The 19947-nt window shown below is 46.7% G+C and carries 21 protein-coding genes; 7 read left to right on the forward strand and 14 right to left on the reverse strand.

Features of this window, described 5'->3' with window-relative positions; all coding sequences use genetic code 11:
- Window positions 1-24: 24 nt before the first annotated feature.
- The 5 genes from OH458_RS18270 to OH458_RS18290 all read right to left on the reverse strand — a co-directional run bounded on the left by OH458_RS18270 (window position 25) and on the right by OH458_RS18290 (window position 4550).
- Entirely contained in the window at window positions 25-1110 is a 1086-nt protein-coding gene (locus OH458_RS18270) for a GGDEF domain-containing protein (RefSeq protein ID WP_269979367.1), read from the reverse strand.
- Window positions 1100-1576, reverse strand: a complete 477-nt coding sequence (locus OH458_RS18275) for a molybdopterin-dependent oxidoreductase (RefSeq protein ID WP_269979368.1) — start codon at window positions 1574-1576, stop codon at window positions 1100-1102. Before OH458_RS18275 ends, OH458_RS18270 begins: the two co-directional genes overlap by 11 nt.
- A 191-nt stretch (window positions 1577-1767) precedes the next feature.
- Entirely contained in the window at window positions 1768-3138 is a 1371-nt protein-coding gene (locus OH458_RS18280; RefSeq protein WP_269979369.1) for a YjiH family protein, read from the reverse strand.
- Between the two features lie 222 nt (window positions 3139-3360).
- Window positions 3361-4041, reverse strand: coding sequence for a YoaK family protein (locus tag OH458_RS18285; RefSeq protein WP_269979370.1), 681 nt, complete (start codon window positions 4039-4041; stop codon window positions 3361-3363).
- Window positions 4042-4142: 101 nt separating this feature from the next.
- Entirely contained in the window at window positions 4143-4550 is a 408-nt protein-coding gene (locus tag OH458_RS18290) for a GFA family protein (RefSeq protein ID WP_269979371.1), read from the reverse strand.
- 128 nt (window positions 4551-4678) lie between these two features.
- Here OH458_RS18290 and OH458_RS18295 point away from each other — a divergent pair, with 128 nt between their 5' ends.
- The 3 genes from OH458_RS18295 to OH458_RS18305 all read left to right on the forward strand — a co-directional run bounded on the left by OH458_RS18295 (window position 4679) and on the right by OH458_RS18305 (window position 7117).
- Window positions 4679-5296: a hypothetical protein gene (locus OH458_RS18295; protein WP_269979372.1), complete on the forward strand. Its 618-nt coding sequence runs from the start codon at window positions 4679-4681 to the stop codon at window positions 5294-5296.
- 80 nt (window positions 5297-5376) lie between these two features.
- Window positions 5377-5676, forward strand: coding sequence for an isoamylase early set domain-containing protein (locus OH458_RS18300; protein ID WP_005470189.1), 300 nt, complete (start codon window positions 5377-5379; stop codon window positions 5674-5676).
- Between the two features lie 133 nt (window positions 5677-5809).
- Window positions 5810-7117, forward strand: coding sequence for a peptidoglycan DD-metalloendopeptidase family protein (locus OH458_RS18305; RefSeq protein WP_269979373.1), 1308 nt, complete (start codon window positions 5810-5812; stop codon window positions 7115-7117).
- Between the two features lie 57 nt (window positions 7118-7174).
- On the opposite strand, the gene ppsA is transcribed toward OH458_RS18305, so the two are convergent.
- A complete protein-coding gene (gene ppsA / locus OH458_RS18310; protein ID WP_269979374.1) occupies window positions 7175-9544 on the reverse strand; it encodes a phosphoenolpyruvate synthase in 2370 nt (789 codons plus the stop codon).
- 173 nt (window positions 9545-9717) lie between these two features.
- Between ppsA and ppsR the strand changes: the two genes are divergently transcribed.
- Entirely contained in the window at window positions 9718-10551 is an 834-nt protein-coding gene (gene ppsR, locus OH458_RS18315) for a posphoenolpyruvate synthetase regulatory kinase/phosphorylase PpsR (RefSeq protein WP_269979375.1), read from the forward strand.
- Window positions 10552-10558: 7 nt separating this feature from the next.
- On the opposite strand, the gene OH458_RS18320 is transcribed toward ppsR, so the two are convergent.
- The 7 genes from OH458_RS18320 to OH458_RS18350 form a co-directional block, all read right to left on the reverse strand.
- Entirely contained in the window at window positions 10559-11287 is a 729-nt protein-coding gene (locus tag OH458_RS18320; protein ID WP_269979376.1) for a substrate-binding periplasmic protein, read from the reverse strand.
- An 82-nt stretch (window positions 11288-11369) separates the two neighbouring features.
- A complete protein-coding gene (locus OH458_RS18325; RefSeq protein ID WP_269979377.1) occupies window positions 11370-12152 on the reverse strand; it encodes a heme ABC transporter ATP-binding protein in 783 nt (260 codons plus the stop codon).
- On the reverse strand, window positions 12152-13189 hold the full coding sequence (locus tag OH458_RS18330) for a FecCD family ABC transporter permease (protein ID WP_269979378.1): 1038 nt from the start codon (window positions 13187-13189) through the stop codon (window positions 12152-12154). The genes OH458_RS18325 and OH458_RS18330 overlap by 1 nt, the downstream gene beginning before the upstream one ends.
- A 12-nt stretch (window positions 13190-13201) precedes the next feature.
- The gene (locus OH458_RS18335; RefSeq protein WP_269979379.1) at window positions 13202-14038 is read right to left on the reverse strand and encodes a heme/hemin ABC transporter substrate-binding protein; all 837 of its coding nucleotides are present in this window, start codon (window positions 14036-14038) and stop codon (window positions 13202-13204) included.
- A gap of 7 nt (window positions 14039-14045) precedes the next feature.
- Window positions 14046-14462, reverse strand: a complete 417-nt coding sequence (locus tag OH458_RS18340) for an ExbD/TolR family protein (RefSeq protein ID WP_005470062.1) — start codon at window positions 14460-14462, stop codon at window positions 14046-14048.
- A complete protein-coding gene (locus OH458_RS18345) occupies window positions 14459-15166 on the reverse strand; it encodes a MotA/TolQ/ExbB proton channel family protein (RefSeq protein ID WP_005469941.1) in 708 nt (235 codons plus the stop codon). The genes OH458_RS18340 and OH458_RS18345 overlap by 4 nt, the downstream gene beginning before the upstream one ends.
- Window positions 15167-15168: 2 nt before the next feature.
- Window positions 15169-15954 (reverse strand): energy transducer TonB, encoded by a 786-nt coding sequence (locus OH458_RS18350; RefSeq protein WP_269979380.1) that lies wholly within the window; start codon window positions 15952-15954, stop codon window positions 15169-15171.
- A gap of 169 nt (window positions 15955-16123) precedes the next feature.
- Between OH458_RS18350 and hutW the strand changes: the two genes are divergently transcribed.
- The 3 genes from hutW to hutZ all read left to right on the forward strand — a co-directional run bounded on the left by hutW (window position 16124) and on the right by hutZ (window position 18876).
- A complete protein-coding gene (hutW, locus tag OH458_RS18355) occupies window positions 16124-17497 on the forward strand; it encodes a heme anaerobic degradation radical SAM methyltransferase ChuW/HutW (RefSeq protein ID WP_269979381.1) in 1374 nt (457 codons plus the stop codon).
- Window positions 17498-17506: 9 nt separating this feature from the next.
- Window positions 17507-18010 carry a heme utilization cystosolic carrier protein HutX gene (hutX, locus tag OH458_RS18360; RefSeq protein ID WP_269979382.1) on the forward strand — a complete coding sequence of 168 codons (504 nt, stop codon included), beginning with the start codon at window positions 17507-17509 and terminating at the stop codon, window positions 18008-18010.
- Window positions 18011-18345: 335 nt separating this feature from the next.
- Window positions 18346-18876, forward strand: a complete 531-nt coding sequence (gene hutZ / locus OH458_RS18365) for a heme utilization protein HutZ (RefSeq protein ID WP_039481295.1) — start codon at window positions 18346-18348, stop codon at window positions 18874-18876.
- 81 nt (window positions 18877-18957) lie between these two features.
- On the opposite strand, the gene OH458_RS18370 is transcribed toward hutZ, so the two are convergent.
- Window positions 18958-19935 (reverse strand): D-2-hydroxyacid dehydrogenase family protein, encoded by a 978-nt coding sequence (locus OH458_RS18370; protein ID WP_269979383.1) that lies wholly within the window; start codon window positions 19933-19935, stop codon window positions 18958-18960.
- Window positions 19936-19947 lie beyond the last annotated feature (12 nt).

Here is a 19947-nt window from a genome sequence, read left to right on the forward strand (position 1 = left end):
TTGGTTTGGCTAATCATATAGATCTTACAATGCTTGCTTTTCCTCAAATTTCATCCGATACATCTCGCTGTCTGCGATAGAGATCAATTGGTTGATCTGTATCGCGTCTTGTGGATAGGTCGCAGTGCCTATACTTGTTGTTAACAACGCTTCGTTATCGTTATCAATGGATATTTTCTGCCCAAAACAGCTGTTTATCCGGGCAAGGATAACATCACTCTTCGAACCTCCGAAGTCGAGTAAAGCGAACTCATCCCCTCCAATTCGATAGCAAGGTAATCTGAGCTGTCGCAAACGTTCCGCTACTTCTTTTAGTACTTTGTCTCCCACTTGATGACCGTGTTTATCGTTGACTTGTTTGAATCCATTGAGGTCTAACAGGTAAATGGTAAATCGTTTTTGTTCTAATAAATGTTTGTTGAGGTCATTAAACAGCGCGAGCCTATTTCTTATTTTTGTTAACGAATCTGTAAGAGAAAGCGCGCGATGATGCTTAGCCTCTAAATGGATAATGTAACCTGCGAGAGTGGCGGAGATAATCAGTAATATCAGGAGTGCGACTTGAGCATGGTGCAGCATTTCCGCTTGCTTCATTTGTTCCTGATAAAGTGGACTTTGAATCCGGAAGTTTGTGTTGATGTATTGGATCATCGACATGTACAAATTTGAAATACGTTGACCAACCTTGTCTGCGTAGTATGAGTGATCAATCAGCTCCAGATCTGGCTCAAGCTGTTTAAAATTAGTAAATAGCGTTTCAAAGAAACTTTTCGCTCCTGGCAGGCGAATAAAGCTATCGGCTTCTTTGCTGTTGAGGAGCAGATCGAAGCGACTCCAAGTCAACTCATATTTCAATAAGGTCTGGTTTTGATACTCTGTGCTTTGTGGTGAAAATGGCGTGATTGCACTCAGTTCAGAAAACTCTTTGGTAAGCTGAAACAAAAACCAAGTTGCTTGATTTTGTCTTGCAGAATACGAATCTGCCAAATGCCGAGTTGCGGTGAGTAGATAGAGATTTGCAACAATCAAAACAACGGATAGCACAAGCAACAAAAACTTGGCTCGAGAAAGTAGGGGAGATATGTGCGTGCTGCTCGGGTTATTGATCATGAGTTCGTCTATGTATCATGATTTCATCGATTTGCCACACCATCTGCGAATGGAAAGAGGCGTTATCAATTTCTGGATGGCGAGATAGGTTGAAGAGCAGCCAGTAAGGGCCTTTATTCCTTACTTTCATTTTCTTGCCGTTCATCTCATAGGCAATGATGGGTTCATATTGCAGAATGTCTTCAACTCGAGATGAGGCAGCATAGTCATTCAGTGCGATAAACGACAAAGAAAACGCATCCGTGATGCGTAAGTAGTTTAATAGCGAGGTGACCTTGAAGCCCGTAAATGACCTACTACCTTCGAACCAAGGGAGTTTAGTCTCGAACGTAACTGGCTCAAAATTAGATTCAATTTGCTTATGGGTAACAGTGACGGGGCTTTTCTCTGGAATACGAATAACAAGTTGAGAGCCCATAACTTGAAAGCTAGCAATGAGAAAAAATAAGCCAAACAGCTTAGCCATAGTCCCTCCGGGTGAGATTATCCTTAATTAACCGTTATATCATTAAGTATAAGTCGAGTTAATAGTGGTCGCATCGCTTTTTCTAGTTTGTAGTACAAATCCAATGTTACCTAGACAGAATGAAATCTGTTTTGATTATGCTACAAAGAGCCCCTCACAAGGAGGGGCTGATCGAAGGTGATTCGCTCATGTTAGAAAATGAGGTGGGCGACGCCCGCGATAACTGGGAGAGTAATCAGCGTGCGGAGAATAAAGATCGCAAACAGTTCAAAAATGTTCACTGGGATCTTACTGCCTAGGAGCAGTGCACCCACTTCAGACATGTAAATTAACTGGGTCACAGACATTGCCGCAATCACGAAGCGTGTCATCTCGTTGTCGATAGAGGCTGCCAAAATGGCAGGGATAAACATATCCGCAAAACCGACTACAATCGTTTCAGATGCAGCTGCGGCTTCCGGGATTTGTAACAGCTCTAAGAACGGAACGAATGGTTGGCCTAAGAAAGCGAATACTGATGTGTATTCCGCAATGACAAGTGCAATAGTACCCAAGCCCATCACGACTGGAAGCACGCCAAACACCATATCAACGGCATTACGCACACCTTCGCCGAAAACACTTTTCACGGATGTTACTTGGCTAGATTTTTTCAGCGCGAGCTCCATGCCCCAAGAAAATGTCGAGTGACCTTCAGGAATCGCATCTGCTTCAGCGTGGGGTTTCGTGCCATCAATAAATGTATCTTTCTTGCGGCTCAGTGGCGGTAGTCTTGGGATAATTACAGCTGCAACAAAACCCGCCAAACAAATAGCGCCGTAAAACGGTAAGAATAGGTGTTCCAGTTCTACCTGAGCGATCACAACCAAGCTAAACGTAATTGATACGGCAGAGAAAGTCGTACCCACAACAGCGGCTTCACGCTGCGTGTAAAACTTGCCTTCATACTGCTTACTGGTAAGTAGAATACCCACTGAACCATCGCCCAACCAAGACGCCATACAGTCAATTGCGCTACGTCCTGGCAAGTTGAAAAGTGGTCGCATTACCTTACTTAGGAGCGTACCAAACAGCTCCAACAGACCGAAGTTGAGCAATAGAGGAAGCAATAGGCCTGCGAAGATAAAGACTGAAAATAACGTTGGAAGGAGACCCTCTAACACCAAGCCACCAGTGTTTTCTTCCCAAATGGCTTTAGGCCCAAATTGGAAGTAAGTCATCGCAACTGCTAGGCCACCAACCACTCGAACCGCTAGCCAAAGTGGAGATGGGTTAAATAAGCCGTTTAAAAATGTGTTATTAGCGATGAATGATGGATTTTTGATGCGGCATAGCAAGGATGCCGTTGCCATGAAGACGATGATGCTTGTGATCATCCCAACAAGGTAGTCTCCAAATAGGGCTTGAATGCTCTTTGCCAATACTGCGACGGGGATAGTGATATCCCCTTGGTAGCTAATAGGCGCCATGAACAGGAATAAGCCAATGATTGAAGGGATGAAAAACATCCAAAAGTTGCCTTTAGGTTTAGGCTGATTAATGGTTTGAGTATTATCTGACATTACATTTCTCGAGTTACTACTAGTCAATAGTATAGCCAGTCAATCTGGCATATATATTCACTAAACATCCATATTCGGTCAATTGGGCGCAAGGTTAGCGCCTTTTTATTTTCCTTGCAATACTATTCATTAATAATCGTTAAATATTCAACTGATAGTTTTGCTATGGAGCATGATAGTGGATTTTTGTAATGTTATTGTTAATAAGTTTGGTTTTTGATGTTATTTGTGACTTCGATCTTCTTGTGTGCGTTTTATCCACAAGTAACCCCAGTAGCTAAATGCGAGAAGTAGCGCGAAAGCGATCGGGGCCAGTAGCGCCGATATCGCGTATACGGAAAAGAGTTTGGCTCCTACAATGCCACCGGACAGGAAGCCCGAAAAGATAAACAAGAACAGCTTAGCTTTGCGATAGTCAAAATACTCACCACGTAAACGTGCACCGATCATAATGCCAAGGTCGGTAATGATTCCTGTCATGTGTGTGGTACGGACCACAGCACCACTGAAGGTGGTAATCATTGCATTTTGTAATCCACATGCGGCAGAGGCAAAGTATTGGCCGCTAATGTGACCTTCTTTTAGCACCCAGTAGGCGATGAGTAGTAGCGCGCTTTCTATGCAGAGTGCGACGCCATAGCGACGTCCGAGTTTGAGTGCGGTCGACTCTATGAAAAGTCCGCTAAGCGTCGCGCCAAGTAGAAAGCTAAACAGGACCATAAACAGGTGAAACGTTTGGCTGTCAAACGCCTCGATACTGGTACCGAGTAGTGTTACCGTTCCAGAAATATGGGAGACGGCTTGGTGTTGGAATCCGAGTAATCCTATTGCATTGACAACACCAGCGAGTAGTGCAAGTAGAAATGCTCCATATTCTACCCATTTTGGTAACTTAGATATCACAGTTCTGCCTCTTGAAACTAGGCGCTGATTATAGATCTACGCGGCAGTCAGCAACAGCAGTATCCATTGATCTTGCACAACATATCGTTTAAAACCAAACGCTATTGGACGTGTTCCATCTGGCAATCAAATTTTACCCACTGATGTTGTCGTTCCTCATAAACTGAAAAACTGGGTAAAGGTAAATCCTGCTGATGAAAAACACCGACAGGCACTATCCAATCATCCGGACATGAGGACAACGTGAGCAACATGGTGGTACTGCACTTCGGACAGAAGTAGTAGTGAACCTGATTGCCCGAATCGGCGATACGCACATAGCTCGCCATTTCTCCACTGTATTTCAATTGCCCCTTCTTAAAGCGAGCTTGAACACCGAATACGCTTCCTGTTCTCTTTTGGCATTCGAAGCAGTGACAGATGGATGTTCTTTCTGGGTCGCCATTACAGGTGAGAAAAACTTGTCCACAGCTACATTCTGCGGTTCGAATCACTTTGTCGCTCTTCATGAGTTCTCCAATCCCCGCCAGTTTCTACTACTCATGTCACTATTTTTAGGTTAGTTAGTGAGAATCAGTCAAATGTGAAGGGCGCGTAATGTAACATGACTCACCTTTAAGAGCTGAAAGAGAGCAAAATGAAAAAGCGACGCCTCCCCATTCCACTTATCTTATTGATACCTATCGTTATGCTTATCATTGTGGCTGTTGCGGGCATCTATCGCTTCAGTTTGAGCGATGAAGAGATTTTGGCTAAGTTTCCAAGCCAGCAGCAAACGGCGGATCCGATCCTTAAAGCCATTTTTGACTTGTCTACGCCAAATCCATGGACGGTTGAGGTGCCAAATACCCATGCGTTTAGTTTTATCAACCAGCACGATGAGGCCAATCAGGTTGCTTCGGGAAATTACGATGCAGGGGCGGAGCGTGGCTTAGTTTCAATCAACATCCAATGGTTAACTCAACTTTCTGCAACCGATTATGTGTCAGTCTTGACGGTTTCGAATCAGGGAAGCGGATTGTTCACGTATGCCGCGTACTTCTACTACGATAGAGCGCTAAAGCGTATGGTCCTAAAAGATAGTGAACTGTTGGGGGATCGAGTGGTGCTTCAATCCATCACACTTGAGCAAGAAAACATACGTTTTGAGTACTTATCTCACGGCGTTGATCAGTCGATGGCTCAAGTGCCAACAGCGCCAAACCATCGAGTTTTTGCCTTATCAAATAAAGGTAAATTTCAGCCAGCGGATTAAATCAAGTTGTAAATATGACCAAGGTTGCTTATTGTTTGAAATAGCCTTTATTTTATTGTTTGTTGTTAAGGGAGTGAAAGATGATCAATAAGCGCTATTTTAAAACCAAGGATGAAGTGGAAGTGACCTTTGAGTTGCCCGCTTCAGAGGTAGGTAAGACAGCATCGATTGTTGCCGATTTTCTCGGCTGGCAACCTGCTGAAATGAAAAAAGTCGTCAAGTCGAAGTCATACAAATTTAAGACTCGACTTCCAAAGGGCAGCGAGTTTGAATTTCGCTATCTCGTTGATAACGAGAAATGGGTGAACGACCCCCATGCTGACCAATATAAGCCCAATGGATTTGGTGAGGATAACGGCTTAATTACCACTTATCAGTAGCCTAAACAGTGAAACAACGTAAAGAGGTGCTTTCGAGCACCTCTTATTGATCTAACTTTGACATTCGATGGGTGACAAGGCACGGATAAATTCGTACTCTTAGCGCTTTCATTGAGTAGCAAAGGGTACAGTTGTGAGTGCGAAAATAATTAATACTCGCCTAAGTGAGCTTTCGAAAAGAAAGAAGTGGTCACTTCTCAGTCTGCCAATTTTGGCTATTGTCGTTGCATCTTCATTCAATGACAGCAACTCACTCACTCGTACAATTGACCTTTCCATTCCAGAGTCGCAAATTGTTTCCGATATTCTTCAAACCGAGCAAGACATTGTCGATCTTCCTGACTATGAATACACCGTTCAGCCGGGCGACAACTTAAGCACTATTTTTGACCAACTCGGTTTTGGCTACAGCCAGTTGATGAATGTGATGGCGACCGACTTGAACTATCTCGCGTTAGATACTTTAAAGCCTGGCAACGTGTTGCGTTTTTGGAAAGGAGAGCATGATTCCATCCTCGAGAAAATGGAACTAGAGTTTAGCCTAGTAGAGAGCGCCGTTTATACTCGCCTTGACGACGGCAGTTACAGTTTTGAAGATGTCAAAATTCCAGGACAGTGGGGCTCATTCGCCCTAGTTGGTGACATTAGAGGCAGTTTTTCCCAGTCTGCCTACTCGCTGGGGTTGAGTAGCAATGAGATCAATCAGGTGGTAAGCCTGCTAAAAGAGAAAATTAACTTCTCGAGAGATCTGCGTGCGGGTGACAAGTTCGAAGTGGTTCAATCAAGACAGTTTGTCGATGGTGTCTTTACTGGCAATCGTGAGCTTCAAGCGGTGAAGATCGTGAATCGAGGCAGAGAACTGACGGCTTATCTCCACACTGATGGACAGTATTACGACAAAAACGGAGAAAGTTTGCAGCGCGCGTTTCAGCGTAAGCCTGTCAATGGCCGATACCGTTTGAGCTCGCATTTCAATCCGCATCGTAAACATCCGGTTACTGGACGTGTCTCGCCGCACAATGGTACCGACTGGGCAACGCCAACCGGAACACCAATTGTGTCGACGGGGGATGGGGTGGTCATCATGACTCGCAAGCACCCCTACGCGGGTAACTATGTTGTGATTCAACATGGCAGCCGATACAAAACACGTTATTTGCATTTGAGCAAAATTCTTGTTCGTAAAGGGCAGAAAGTGTCTCGAGGTCAACGCATCGGTTTGTCAGGCTCGACAGGACGAGTGACAGGACCGCATATACACTATGAATTGCTCGATCGCGGGCGAGCAGTTAACGCGATGAAGGCAAACATTCCGATGGCGAGCTCTGTACCCAAGAAAGAAATGGCGGCCTTTAAACAGCGTCGTGATGAGCTAAATGCCATGCTCAAAGAGCAAGAAAGATCGCTTGCCAACGTGAGCGATTCTGACCAAGCGGGTTAATTGAGAGACAGAAAAAAGGCGGCTATCTTAGCCGCCTTTCTACTTTTCTAGTGGTCACTACTGGCTGACTTTACCCAGTTTGAGCCACGTGTCGATCACTGTATCTGGATTGAGAGATACCGAGCTGATTCCTTGCGCCATTAACCACTCGGCAAGGTCTTCATGGTCCGATGGTCCTTGACCACAGATACCCACGTACTTTCCTGCTTTTGTCGCAGCATCAATCGCCATTTTAAGCATCGCTTTTACGGCTGGGTTGCGCTCATCAAAGAGATGGGCAACGTCACCAGAGTCGCGATCAAGACCCAGCGTCAGCTGCGTCATGTCATTCGAACCGATTGAGAAACCATCAAAGTACTTCAAGAACTCATCAGCAAGCACCGCGTTAGACGGCAGCTCACACATCATGATGACTTTAAGACCTTGATCGCCACGGCGCAGATCGAATTTTGCCAGAAGGTCGATAACCGATGCCGCTTCGCTTGGTGTGCGCACGAATGGGATCATCACTTCAACGTTCTTCAGCCCCATTTCATTTCGTACGCGTTTGATTGCCTGAGTTTCTAGTTCGAAACAGTCTTCAAACACAGGTGAAATGTAGCGAGAGGCACCACGGAAGCCCAGCATTGGGTTCTCTTCATGTGGTTCGTAACCTTTACCACCCACCAAGTTGCTGTACTCGTTGGATTTAAAATCAGACATACGTACGATAACGCGTTTTGGCCAGAACGCAGACGCGATGGTCGCAATGCCTTCGGTTAGTTTGCTCACGTAGAAATCGATTGGATCTTTGTAACCACGAATACGTTCAGTGATTTCAGCTTTTAGCTCATCACTTTGCGCATCGAAGTTAAGCAAAGCTTTCGGGTGAATACCAATCATCTTGTTGATGATGAATTCAAGACGCGCAAGACCGACACCCTCATTTGGAATTTGAGCGAAGTCGAATGCACGGTCTGGATTACCCACGTTCATCATCACTTTGGTTGGTAGCAGTGGAAGCTCATCGACTGCAGAACGTTTGATTTCGAAATCCAGCTCGCCTTGGTAAACATAGCCTGTTTCACCTTCAGAACATGAAACGGTCACGGTTTCACCGTCGGTTAGCTTGCTGGTGGCGTCACCACAACCTACGATTGCAGGAATGCCAAGCTCACGTGCGATGATTGCAGCGTGGCAAGTACGCCCGCCACGGTTAGTAACAATCGCAGACGCTTTTTTCATGACCGGCTCCCAGTCAGGATCAGTCATATCTGTGACTAGCACGTCGCCATCTTGAACCAGTGACATTTGGTCCAAAGAATCCACCAAACGCACTGGACCTTTACCAATGCGTTGACCGATTGCACGGCCTTCGACCAATACATCTGCTTTGTTGCTGAGCTCGTAACGCTCAATCACGTTTTGCTCGCTTTGAGAGCAGACTGTCTCTGGGCGTGCCTGTACGATGTAGAGGTTACCGTCAATGCCATCTTTTGCCCACTCAATATCCATCGGACGCTGGTAATGCTTCTCGATGATCATCGCTTGTTTTGCTAGCTCTTTGATCTCGTCATCGTTTAGAGAGAAGGCGTTGCGCTCTTCTACCGAGGTGTCGATGATCTCCACTTGTTTTCCGATCTCTTGGCTATTTGAGTAGATCATTTTGATCTGCTTAGAGCCGAAAGTCTTTTTAACAATTGGGTGCTGACCTGCTTCTAGCATTGGTTTGTGAACGTAGAATTCATCAGGGTTAACCGCACCCTGAACCACCATTTCACCTAAGCCCCAAGAAGAGGTGATGAACACCACTTGGTCGAAGCCAGACTCTGTATCGAGTGTGAACATGACGCCCGATGACGCTTTATCTGAACGAACCATACGCTGAATGCCCGCAGACAGTGCGATGCCACGGTGGTCAAACCCTTGGTGTACTCGATATGAGATTGCACGGTCGTTGAACAACGACGTATAGACGTGTTTGGTTGCTTCCAAAACAGCATCGATGCCTTTTACGTTGAGGAAGGTTTCCTGTTGACCAGCAAACGACGCGTCTGGAAGGTCTTCGGCGGTCGCTGATGAGCGCACGGCAACAGACACCTCAGGGTGGTTGTCGGTCAGCTCTTGATAGTTATCACGGATGTCTTGTTCGAGATCCGCAGGGAAGGGGGCTTCTAAAACCCATTGACGAATGGTGGCACCTGTCTTGCGCAGGGCTTCAACATCATCAACGTCCAATTCATCAAGTAATTGATGGATACGCTCATCCAAGCCTTCATAATCAAGGAATTGATTGAAAGCGAACGATGTGGTTGCAAAGCCGTTTGGTACAGATACACCAGCATTGGCAAGATTAGAGACCATCTCGCCAAGTGAAGCGTTCTTACCGCCGACCTTATCAACATCATCCATGGATAGGCTATTGAACCAGAGGGTGTTCTTTTGCATGTCTTTCTCCAGAAACATTGCAGCTTGTAGGGAAGAGGCAAACGATTACGTATTGGCTTAAAAAATTCTTAACAAATTTTCAAAGCTGTGGGGAACATAATAGTCAGCCGGGTTTTATTATCGATATTATGGTTACCATCCTACTCAAAAGAATTTTAAAGTTTAAATAAAACATGCAAATTGATAGTCAAAGTCGTGATGTATTCTATGTTTCTGATGGAACGGCCATAACATGTGAAACCTTAGGGCATGTTGTTCTGGGACAATTTCCGTTTAGAGCGAATGAAAAAACCTTTCCATTTGTAGAAAGTGAAGACAAATTGTCGGACTTACTTAAAGAGATCGACATTTCCTACCGTCACAATGGTGTGAAGCCGTTGGTGTTTTTCTCTATTGTAATCCCTGGGATCCGTCAATCGCTGTTGGATGCGCCCGCATACTGTTATGACGTACTCGAAAGCATCGTTCAAAAAGTGCAAGACGACATTCAACTCAAACCTAAGCCCAAATTGCAGCGCTCAAGAAGTGTGGGTAAAGACTCGGACACCTACTTTGACCGAATTGCCGCCATTGAATACACCTTGGCGCACGATGATGGAATCACGCTCAAAGGCTTGGAGCAAGCCGATATCATTCTGCTTGGGGTGTCGCGCAGTGGTAAAACACCCACCAGTTTGTACATGGCGATGCAGTTTGGCTTGCGTGTCGTGAACTATCCATTTATCGAGGAAGACATAAAGCGCTTACGCTTGCTACCCGAGTTCGAAATTCATCGCCATAAGCTTTTTGGTTTAACCATCAATCCAGAGCGCCTCACTGAGATTCGGGAGAACCGTTTGGCGGGCAGTGATTATGCGAGTACGGAGCAATGCTTAACTGAGCTGGCGAGTGTCGAAGCGCTGTTTCGCAGAGAAGCGATCCCCTACATCAACACCAGTTCACTTTCGGTGGAGGAGATCTCGACGCGAATCCTTGAAAAAGCAGGACTACGTCGTCGACTGCTTTGATTGAGACTCACTGATATCTGACCATGGCTCGGCTGAGGGCTTCTTGAAGTGCCACCGCATCAGGAAAATGTTTGGATATCAGCATGTAGAACTTATGTTTCTCCATGTCAGGGACGGGCATTGCAATAATGTCGTCCTGAACATAGTTAATGCCCCACACGTCATTCATGCCATCAAGAATCTCAAGCCATGAGATAAACACATCGCAGTTGAGATTGTGGAGTTCGGTAACGGCCTCAAAAATACTGACCGAGAATTGATTCACATTGTCGAGTTTAAAATCAGAGTAGTTGTAACCGTGGATACCACACACGATGTATGGCTCTAAGTCATACACTGATGTGATATCCAAGCCATTCGGGAAGCGTTTACTCGAGTATAGATAGTACGGAGTGACGTCGTAATACCAAGTCGTGTAAAGATAGTCTTGTGCTCGCTCATCGCTGTAGGAGGCGCTGACAGCAATTTGATAGTCGCCATCTTTTGTTCCTTTGAGGCAGCGACTCCAAGACGTCATGGTGATATCGAAATCGTAACCCAGTTCGGAAAGAAGATCGTTGAGTACATCTATATCCCTTCCTTTTACGACGTCACCATCAATGTAGGTGTAAGGTGGCCAATCAATGGCGTCACCACACACTTGGAGTGTAGGATGCTCGCCATCTAAGTTAGCGTGTGCCTGGAAAGCAAACCCAAGTAACATGACAACCCAGCTTTGCAGCCAACCATTTTTCATACTGAACAACTCCCTTGCTCTGTCTCCTGTTTGAGTATAGACAAGGGCGGTACGGCGTCCACCAACTTTAGATGACCGCGAGTTAATGAGCGGGATAGACCACAGGGAAGTTCAGCGATGGGTGTTTAGCAACTATCGATCGGTATCCGTAGACCTTTTCTATATTTTCTGGAGTCAGCGCTTGCCATGGCGCCGCATCAGTGACTAGTTTTCCCTTGTGAAGCAGAACGATACGGTCGGAGTATTGAGCGGCAAGATTAAGATCATGCAATACCACGACTACCGCAGTCTGCTCTTTATCGGCTAAGTCACGGGCGATCTTCAAGGTGTTGTGTTGGTGAGCGAGATCCAGAGCAGACGTCGGCTCATCCAGCATGAGAATTTTCTGTTTTTCTGACTTGTCCAATTGAACCAAGACACGCGCAAGGTGTAAGCGCTGTTTCTCCCCACCCGACAACGAAGGGTAGAGTCGGTCAGCGAGGTGTGCCACTTCCGTCATTTGCATGTATTTTTGAGCAAGGGTCTTACATTCCTGATTGGGCACATCCAGTGGAATCGCACCTAGCTCTACAACCTCGTGAGCTAAGAACGGGAAGCTCAAGGTACTATGTTGAGGCAGCATACCTAAATGACGTGCAAGCTGTTTTGGTTGCCAATCTTGCTTATGCTCACCAAAGTACTCAACGTGGTTTGTAGAAGGAATCTCGCCGCATAGCAGCTTTAGCAGTGTGCTTTTCCCCGCGCCGTTTGGGCCAAGGAGCGCAGTCACTTCTCCTGCATGAATATCAATATTAATATCGTCAAGCACGGAATGCTGGCCAAATTTCATCGAGATATTACGGCCAGACAAAACGACGTTTTTCATCAAAGGATTCTTCCTTTTTGTTTAAATAGCAGGAACATAAAGAAGGGAGCACCAATGATCGCAGTGACAATGCCGACAGGGAGTTCTGCAGGCGCAACCGCCACACGCGAATACATATCGGCGAGAGTTAACAGCAGAGCGCCCATCAACGCCGAAATCGGCAGTAAAGAGCGATGGTCTGGACCTGATAGCATGCGGCCAAGGTGAGGAATGACAAGGCCAATGAAGCCGATCATACCTGAGACACTCACCGTTACACCGACGCCAATGGCGGTCAAGATAATCAGTTGGCGCTTTAGTGACTGAACAGGGATGCCCAAATGATTGGCTTCTGCTTCGCCGAGCAACAACGCATTAAGTGCCATCGACTTACGCATGAATATGATCATCAGGGCGATGAGTGTCACCGCACACAAGATAATACTGTTCCAATTTGCACCCGCTAATGAGCCCATTGACCAAAGGCTCAGATCGCGCAGCATCTGATCGCTAGCGATAAAGTTCATGTAGCCAATACCCGCCCCAGAGAGCGCACTGATCGCAACCCCAGCCAGTAACATAATCGTGACCGAGGTGCCCATTTTGCTCGTCCCAAGTTTGTACACCCACAGGGTCGTGATAGATCCGCCAAGAAATGCAAATAACGGAACCGCAGCCAACGTCATAAACTGAGGGTATTGAGAAGCAAGTTCGGCGAACATCACGATAGCGAACGCCGCACCAAGTGACGCCCCCGCTGAAACCCCAATGATTCCCGGCTCAGCGAGTGGGTTGCGAAACAGCCCTTGCATTACGGTGCCGCAAACCGCAAGGATAGCCCCGACCAACATACAGAGTAGCGTTCTTGGGAAACGAATTTCGTGAATAACTAAGTTGATGTGCGGGGCTAATTCGTTGGTATGGTTGAGTAAACCACGCATACTGTCCATAAAACTGATCGACATCGGGCCGACGGAAACGGAACTAACAGCAGTGATACCTAGCGCAAGCGCAAAAATAAGCAGACTAGCGGAAAGAGGAAGACGACGTAACAACATATCCGATTGACTCTAGTTGAGTAGCTTGCTTAAGCGTTCTGCCTCAGAGAGACTTTTGAGCCCTAGTCCACCGACAAGCGCGTGCCCATCTACTTTGATGATGCGTTTGTTTTTGCCTGCGGGTGTCGCCACTAAGAGGGGCATCTTGCTTAGAATTTGCTCTGCGCCACCCATTTTGTCGTAACTACGGCCGCTGACTAAAATGACGTCAGGTTGCATCTCAACCATGGCTTCAGTCGACATTGGTTTGTATGAGGTGAGCTGCTCTGCGGCTGGATTTATGCCGCCTGCGAGCTCAATAATCGCATTGGGCGTCGTATCCTTGCCTGCCACATTTGCCGGACGACCTTCGTGAATCAGTAAGAAGAGAACTTTTTTACCCACTTCAGGTTGATTCGCCTCGAGTGTCTCAATCTGCTGGTTAACTTGACGCTTCAATTTTTCTGCTTGTTGCTCGGCACCAGTAATGAGTGCGATCTCATCAATGCGTTCCAATAAACCCGTTGGTGTCGCTTTCGTGTTGACCACATCGACTTTTACGCCCGCCGATTTTAGTTGTGCTAGGGTTGTGTCTGGCCCCATTTCATCAGAACCAATCAATCGATTAGCGCCGAGAGCTAGCAGACCCTCAGCCGATAAGCGGCGATGGTAGCCAATTTTCGGCAGCTCCAGATCCTTGGGTAGTGCGCTGGTGACATCAACTGCGACCAACTTGTCTTGCTGCTCTAAAGCAAAAATGATTTCAGTCACCGCACTGCCGGCGCTGATAATGCGTTCACTGGCGTTCGTATAGGTCGCACAAAAGGTAAGGCTCAGAGCCGCGACGGTTTTAAGGATGGTTTTTTTCATAATGAACTCAGTTTTCAGGTTGTTCTGTCAATAACTGTGTGGCTTGAATGCCATTCTCTTGCAGGAAGGCGAGCAACTTGACCAAATGCTGAACATCGGCGGTTTTCTCTGCACCGATTACGATTGGTTTTTTATCTGATTTGTGTTGCTCGAGCAGCGCGAGTTTGAAGTTCTCCCAATCGATGTACTCTTTGCTGTCGATTGCCCAGTACGGTTCTTCAGCCAGTAAATTGACCGTAATAGATTTGCTATCCACCTCAGACACGGCTTGTGAGTCGGTCGTGGGTAAGTCAACTTCCAATGAATCTAATTTCACTGCGGCCGTCAGCATCAAAAACACCATCACAATGAAAATGATGTCGAGCAACGGGGTCAGATCTGGGGTGAGACCGAAGCGGTTTTCATCCTGTTTGACCTTAATCATGCTTTGGCCTCAGATGGCTGGATCTGTTTAGGCGCACTCTCAATATTGTGAATTGCGCGCTCAGGGGAGACATGTTGCAAGCTAATGCCTTCAAGCCAAAGGTTGACGTAATTAAGCGTATGTTCGAGTTTCGCCATCACTTTGTCTGCCCAAAGGCCAAGTAGCTGAGCGCCAGCGATGGCAGGCAGAGCAATCAACAAACCCGCGGCAGTGGTACGCATCGCCAAGCCCAAACCATCAGCTAAATCATTTGGCGTGATGTTCCCAGTGGATGCGGCCACGCCTTTAAACATCTCAATCAAGCCCAATACCGTGCCCAACAGACCGATGAGTGGACTGATCACACCGATCAAGGTCAGCAGACGTAATCCAGAGTTGAGCTGGTGGCGTTTCTCTTGTAACCACATGCCAGCCGCATCTTCACGAAGAGACTTAGAAAACGAGTGGTGAGCAAGAAGCATCGCCACGCCTTTGTAGAGCAGAGGTCGTCTTGGCGAGAGTTTTTCTGCGAGCTGTTCGATCTGCTGTCCGTTGGTCGGTGAAATCGTTTTAAGTTCGGAACGTATCGCTCGTTTTCCTACGCCCAAACTGATGATGACTTGAAAGAGGCGCTCGGTAATGATCATCACAGTAAGTGCTGAACAAATAATCAGTGGCCATGCCATCAAGCCAAGTTGTTGTTGTATTGTGTGTAATTGTTCCATGGTTAATCCAACTTAAAACGTACTGGGATTTCTACTCGATGTGCCACCGTTTTTCCGCCCACAGTGTGAGGAGAAAATTTCCACTTCTTGATTGCATCGAGTGCTGCTTTATCGAGTATGGTTGCGCCCGATGAAGAAATAAGAACTTGTTTTACTTGGTTGCCATTTTCATCGAGCCAAATCTCGTACTTAGCGACCCCCTCAATGCCGCGCTTTTGAGCAATGCGCGGGTATTTGGGTGCGCGTGGTTTCGTCAAAAATGAAGGGCGCTCTATCAAAACGGGGTTTTCTGTTGCACCAGGTCGAGAAGCCGCGTCACTCTTGACTTCTTTGCTTGCTGGCTTGTTCTCTTCAACCTTCTTCGCCACCTTTTCTTCAACAACCGGTTTCGGCTGTTCTTTTTTCGGTGTGTCTTTTTTCACCGGCGTCGGCTTTTTAGGCGGCGCTTTTTTAACTTCAGGCTTCTTTTTGACCGGTTTAGGTTTTTCTTTTTTAATCGCCTTTTTAGGCTTTTCGATCGGCGCCTTCTCTACCGCTTTCTTTACTGGTGGAGGTTCGACAGGCGGCGGAGGCTCAACAGCCTTTTCGACAGGAGGCATTTCTTGAGGCTCAGACGGCGCAGCTTGTTCGACTTTAGGGCTAGGCGTAGGCGCAAATTTTAAAGACACAGTGGGTGTATCTGATCCCGTTGGCATCGCAAACGATTTTGATTCATGGGCGACAAACAGGAACGCCGCATGTATTGCTAATGATACGCCTCCTGCTATCGAGTATCGCTTCAGATTCACCTTGCCCTCACATCATGTTGTTCTCATAAAATGGAACAGGATTATTACTTACAACGCAAATAAGATCAATTATCAATTGCATTATCATTATCGCCAATTTAAGATTGCACGCAGTTTTTTACAACATCGACGCGAAGCTAGGGACGACAAGCGTTGAGAGAGTTATTAGATGTTAGATATTGATAAATTTGACGAATCAATCACGGGGGTGAACTCTCCTGATCCTCTCCGTTATGCGTTCCCTCAAAAAACATCGGCACATGCCGGTGGTATGGCGGCGCCAATTCCTCCTGAGCAAAAAGCGCACACTCTAAATCGATTGTTGCAACAACCCGGTTCCAAGCATCAAAAGCGCTGCTTGTACATCCACATTCCTTTTTGCCGAGTACGTTGTACGTTCTGCAACTTTTTTCAAAATGCGGCCAGTCGAAAACTGGTCGATGACTATTTTGAGGCTCTGATGGTCGAGATTGACCAAAAAGCCGCTCAACCATGGACTCAGACCGGCTTGTTTCATGCTGTCTATATTGGAGGCGGGACGCCAACTGACCTTTCTACTGAGCAGGTTGAACGTTTAGGCAAAGCGATTCAGCGTTCGTTTCCGTTATCGACCGACTGCGAAATTACGCTAGAAGGGCGTATCAATCGATTTAGCGATGAAATGTTTGAGCGCGCCCTTGAAGGTGGTTTTAACCGCTTTTCTTTTGGTATTCAAAGCTTCAATACGCAAGTACGTCGAAGTGCCAAACGCCTAGACGACCGGGAAGATGTCATGGAGCGCGTCGCGTCTTTAAGTGCAACGCAGCAAGCGCCGATCATTGTCGATCTGCTGTATGGCTTGCCCTATCAGACGGCGGAAGTCTTCGAGCAAGATCTTATCGACTTTATGGCGACTGGCGCTCATGGGCTTGATTTGTATCAGTTAGTTGTTGGAGGAGGCGCGCCGATGATCAACTTGGTCGACAAAGGCAAGATTCCGGCTCCAGCGACCACGACCGAAAAAGCGAGTATGTATGAGTTGGGCAGCCAATTTATGGATCAACACCACCTTCGTCGACTCAGCGTGAATCATTGGGCTCGGGATAACAGAGAGCGAAGCCAATACAACAGTCTTGCGAAAACGTATGCAGAGGTGCTGCCAATTGGCTGTGGTGCCGGAGGCAATATCGGCGGGTACGGGATGATGAACCACCGCACACTCGAAACGTATATGAGTGCTATGAAGTCCGGTGATTCAACCGTTGCCATGATGACCAAGCAGCACGCATTAGAGCCGCTGTTTTCAGCACTGAAGTCCGGGTTTGATCATGGCGTAGTGCGCCGAGGTGCTCTGCCTTCATTTATTGGTCAATCAAGTTTTGATCTGCTGTTACCGCTTTTTGAGGTTTGGCAGCAGCGTGGCCTTGTTACGGTCGATGAACAATACTTGGTATTGACTCTTGCTGGCCGCTTTTGGGCGGTCTCTCTCGCTCAAGCAAGTATTCAAGTACTACAGAAAACTTACCAAGAACAGACTGCTTTACAACCCGCAGTATCGTTATAAGTGGATATTATGGAAACAATCAAACAACAAGTGGCTCAACTGATTGAGCAAGAGCCAACACTGCTCCCAGCTGCGATTGCTGAGCGTTTAGCCATCTCTGAATACCAAGCCGTAGAGTCGCTACCGGACGAAATGGTGGCGTTGGCGCCTGGGGAACAAGCGCAAACCATACTTGAGCAACTGGTCGGTTTTGGACCAGTGACAACGATCGTTCACTCTTTCGGGTCTATTTTTGAAGTCAAAGCGCCATTTCCAAAAGGAAAGGTTGCACGCGGCTATTACAACTTGATGGGACGTGAAGGTGAGTTGCATGGCCATCTCAAACTGGACAACGTGAAAAATATCGCGCTAGTCAGCAAGCCATTCATGGGGCGAGAAAGTCACTACTTTGGGTTCTTTTGCTCTCAAGGAAACAATATTTTCAAAATTTACCTAGGGCGCAATGAAAAACGCGAACTGATCACTGAGCAAGTTGAGCAGTTTAAGCAGTGGCAACAAGCGCTAAAAAAATAGTCATATTATTATTAGGGTCTGTTGACCTTTCGCGGTTAAATTTTGTTCGAGATAAAATCGTTTTAAGCGCGGCAAGGGGTGTGTAGCCTAGTCATTCTAAGTAAATACCCCTTAACAAAGCATAAAACGATTTTAGCCGAACCCTTCGGGCAGCGTTTGTGGTTCATTTCTACTGCGTTATCGGCTTTTCATGTAGGCTAGCTACACTTCAAAGCCTCTGCCTTGTATAAATTTCTCACAAACTGCTGCAAAAATCAGCTCGAAAGATCAACAGCCCCTAAAAACAGCTGAGGTGAGAGTCACCTCTCTCAGTAGAAAGAAGTCAGGAGTCAATAATGGATCAACAAGTAAAACAAGAGCGTCTGCAAGGTCGACTGGGGCCAGAAATTCAGGAGTTTCGCCAAGAGCGTCGTACGCTACAGCTTGCGACCGTTGATGAACAGGGTCGACCAAATGTCAGCTATGCCCCTTTTGTTCAGAATCAGGATGGATATTTTGTGCTGATCTCGGAAATTGCCCGTCATGCGCGCAACTTACAAGTCAACCCAAGCGTTTCCATTATGATGATTGAGGATGAAGAGAGCTCAAAGCAACTATTTGCTCGTAAACGCCTTACATTTGATGCTGTTGCTAGCGTTGTTGAACGAGATTCACAGCAGTGGCAACAAGTGATCAAACAGATGCAACAACGGTTTGGTGAAATTATTGATGGCTTAAGCCAACTGCAAGATTTTGTTCTGTTCAACATGAAGCCCGAGCAAGGCTTGTTTGTAAAAGGATTTGGTCAAGCGTACCAAGTTTCAGGCGATGATCTCGTGGATTTTGTTCATCTACAAGATGGGCACAAAAAAGTCTCCAATGCTTAAATGTCTATCCATACCGGCTAACTGACAACAAAGGGGCGCTTAGCCCCTTTTCAGTTGTCAGTGTCCTCATTAGCTTGGTTTTTAACTTAGGGCTTGCGGATTGGCGATATTTTCGGGGGTGCCTGCCGAGAATTTCACGACGTTTTCAAATGCCCATTGAAAGTAAAGCTCGTAGCTATTTTTCTCTACATATCCGAGATGAGGCGTTGCCACCACATTAGGCAGCGTTAGCAGCGGCTCACTGTGCTCATTAGCAGGTTCATGTTCAAACACATCGATTGCCGCCAGCTTTGTCGGGTGCGTGACCAAGGTTTGATAGAGCGCGTTGGGGGCAATAAGCTCCGCTCGACTGATGTTGACGAGCATAGAGTCTGGCCGCATAGTATCGAGATCAAGCTGAGTGACAATATGTCGAGTCGCCTCATTCAGTCTTAGGTTCAGTGAAATGATATCGCATTGGCTAAAAAACGCCTGCTTGCTCTCGGCGGCGCGATAGCCGGCTTTAACCGCCTTTTCCCTTGATGCTTCGCTACCCCAAACTACGACGTCCACCTCAAACGCGTGGGCGTACTTGGCGAGTCGTTGGCCAATCTTGCCAAATCCCCAAATGCCCATCGTTTTGCCGTGTAACGTGGTGCCAAGTCCAATTACGCCAGATTGTTGCCACTGTCCGTGCTTAAAGTTATCTATGTAGTTGGGTAAGCGCCTAGCCGTTGCCATGATCAATGCCCACGCGAGTTCAGAAGGCGCAATAGGGGAGCCAACGCCCTCTGCGACCGCAACGCGATGGCGAGTGCAATCATCTAGATTGAGGTGGTTACTGATTTTACCTGTTTGACTGATGAGCTTTAGATTGGGCAGACGCGATAGAAGTTCATCCGTGATGACGGTGCGTTCGCGAATCAGGATGATGGCATCAAACGCTTCGAGCCTGTTAACTAGTGCGTCGACATCATTGAGCGTATCAGTAAACACAGTAACATCGTGCTCATTAAGCATTGTGAAGTGACTGAGGTGCCTTACTTGGTCTTGGTAATCGTCTAAAATTGCGATTTTCAATGGACTGTCCTT

Source organism: Vibrio sp. MarTm2, assembly GCF_027587055.1.
In the GTDB taxonomy this organism is placed as follows: Bacteria; Pseudomonadota; Gammaproteobacteria; order Enterobacterales; family Vibrionaceae; genus Vibrio; species Vibrio sinaloensis_D.

What these genes read in the sequence shown, in the direction of transcription:
- OH458_RS18320 (WP_269979376.1), bottom strand. Translation starts at nt 11,287, where the DNA reads ATGAAAAATGGTTGGCTGCAAAGCTGGGTTGTCATGTTACTTGGGTTT.
- ppsA (WP_269979374.1), bottom strand. Translation starts at nt 9,544, where the DNA reads ATGCAAAAGAACACCCTCTGGTTCAATAGCCTATCCATGGATGATGTT.
- OH458_RS18275 (WP_269979368.1), bottom strand. Translation starts at nt 1,576, where the DNA reads ATGGCTAAGCTGTTTGGCTTATTTTTTCTCATTGCTAGCTTTCAAGTT.
- OH458_RS18280 (WP_269979369.1), bottom strand. Translation starts at nt 3,138, where the DNA reads ATGTCAGATAATACTCAAACCATTAATCAGCCTAAACCTAAAGGCAAC.
- OH458_RS18270 (WP_269979367.1), bottom strand. Translation starts at nt 1,110, where the DNA reads ATGATCAATAACCCGAGCAGCACGCACATATCTCCCCTACTTTCTCGA.
- OH458_RS18330 (WP_269979378.1), bottom strand. Translation starts at nt 13,189, where the DNA reads ATGTTGTTACGTCGTCTTCCTCTTTCCGCTAGTCTGCTTATTTTTGCG.
- hutX (WP_269979382.1), top strand. Translation starts at nt 17,507, where the DNA reads ATGGAAACAATCAAACAACAAGTGGCTCAACTGATTGAGCAAGAGCCA.
- OH458_RS18325 (WP_269979377.1), bottom strand. Translation starts at nt 12,152, where the DNA reads ATGAAAAACGTCGTTTTGTCTGGCCGTAATATCTCGATGAAATTTGGC.
- OH458_RS18345 (WP_005469941.1), bottom strand. Translation starts at nt 15,166, where the DNA reads ATGGAACAATTACACACAATACAACAACAACTTGGCTTGATGGCATGG.
- OH458_RS18290 (WP_269979371.1), bottom strand. Translation starts at nt 4,550, where the DNA reads ATGAAGAGCGACAAAGTGATTCGAACCGCAGAATGTAGCTGTGGACAA.
- ppsR (WP_269979375.1), top strand. Translation starts at nt 9,718, where the DNA reads ATGCAAATTGATAGTCAAAGTCGTGATGTATTCTATGTTTCTGATGGA.
- OH458_RS18300 (WP_005470189.1), top strand. Translation starts at nt 5,377, where the DNA reads ATGATCAATAAGCGCTATTTTAAAACCAAGGATGAAGTGGAAGTGACC.
- OH458_RS18340 (WP_005470062.1), bottom strand. Translation starts at nt 14,462, where the DNA reads ATGATTAAGGTCAAACAGGATGAAAACCGCTTCGGTCTCACCCCAGAT.
- hutZ (WP_039481295.1), top strand. Translation starts at nt 18,346, where the DNA reads ATGGATCAACAAGTAAAACAAGAGCGTCTGCAAGGTCGACTGGGGCCA.
- OH458_RS18295 (WP_269979372.1), top strand. Translation starts at nt 4,679, where the DNA reads ATGAAAAAGCGACGCCTCCCCATTCCACTTATCTTATTGATACCTATC.
- OH458_RS18335 (WP_269979379.1), bottom strand. Translation starts at nt 14,038, where the DNA reads ATGAAAAAAACCATCCTTAAAACCGTCGCGGCTCTGAGCCTTACCTTT.
- hutW (WP_269979381.1), top strand. Translation starts at nt 16,124, where the DNA reads ATGTTAGATATTGATAAATTTGACGAATCAATCACGGGGGTGAACTCT.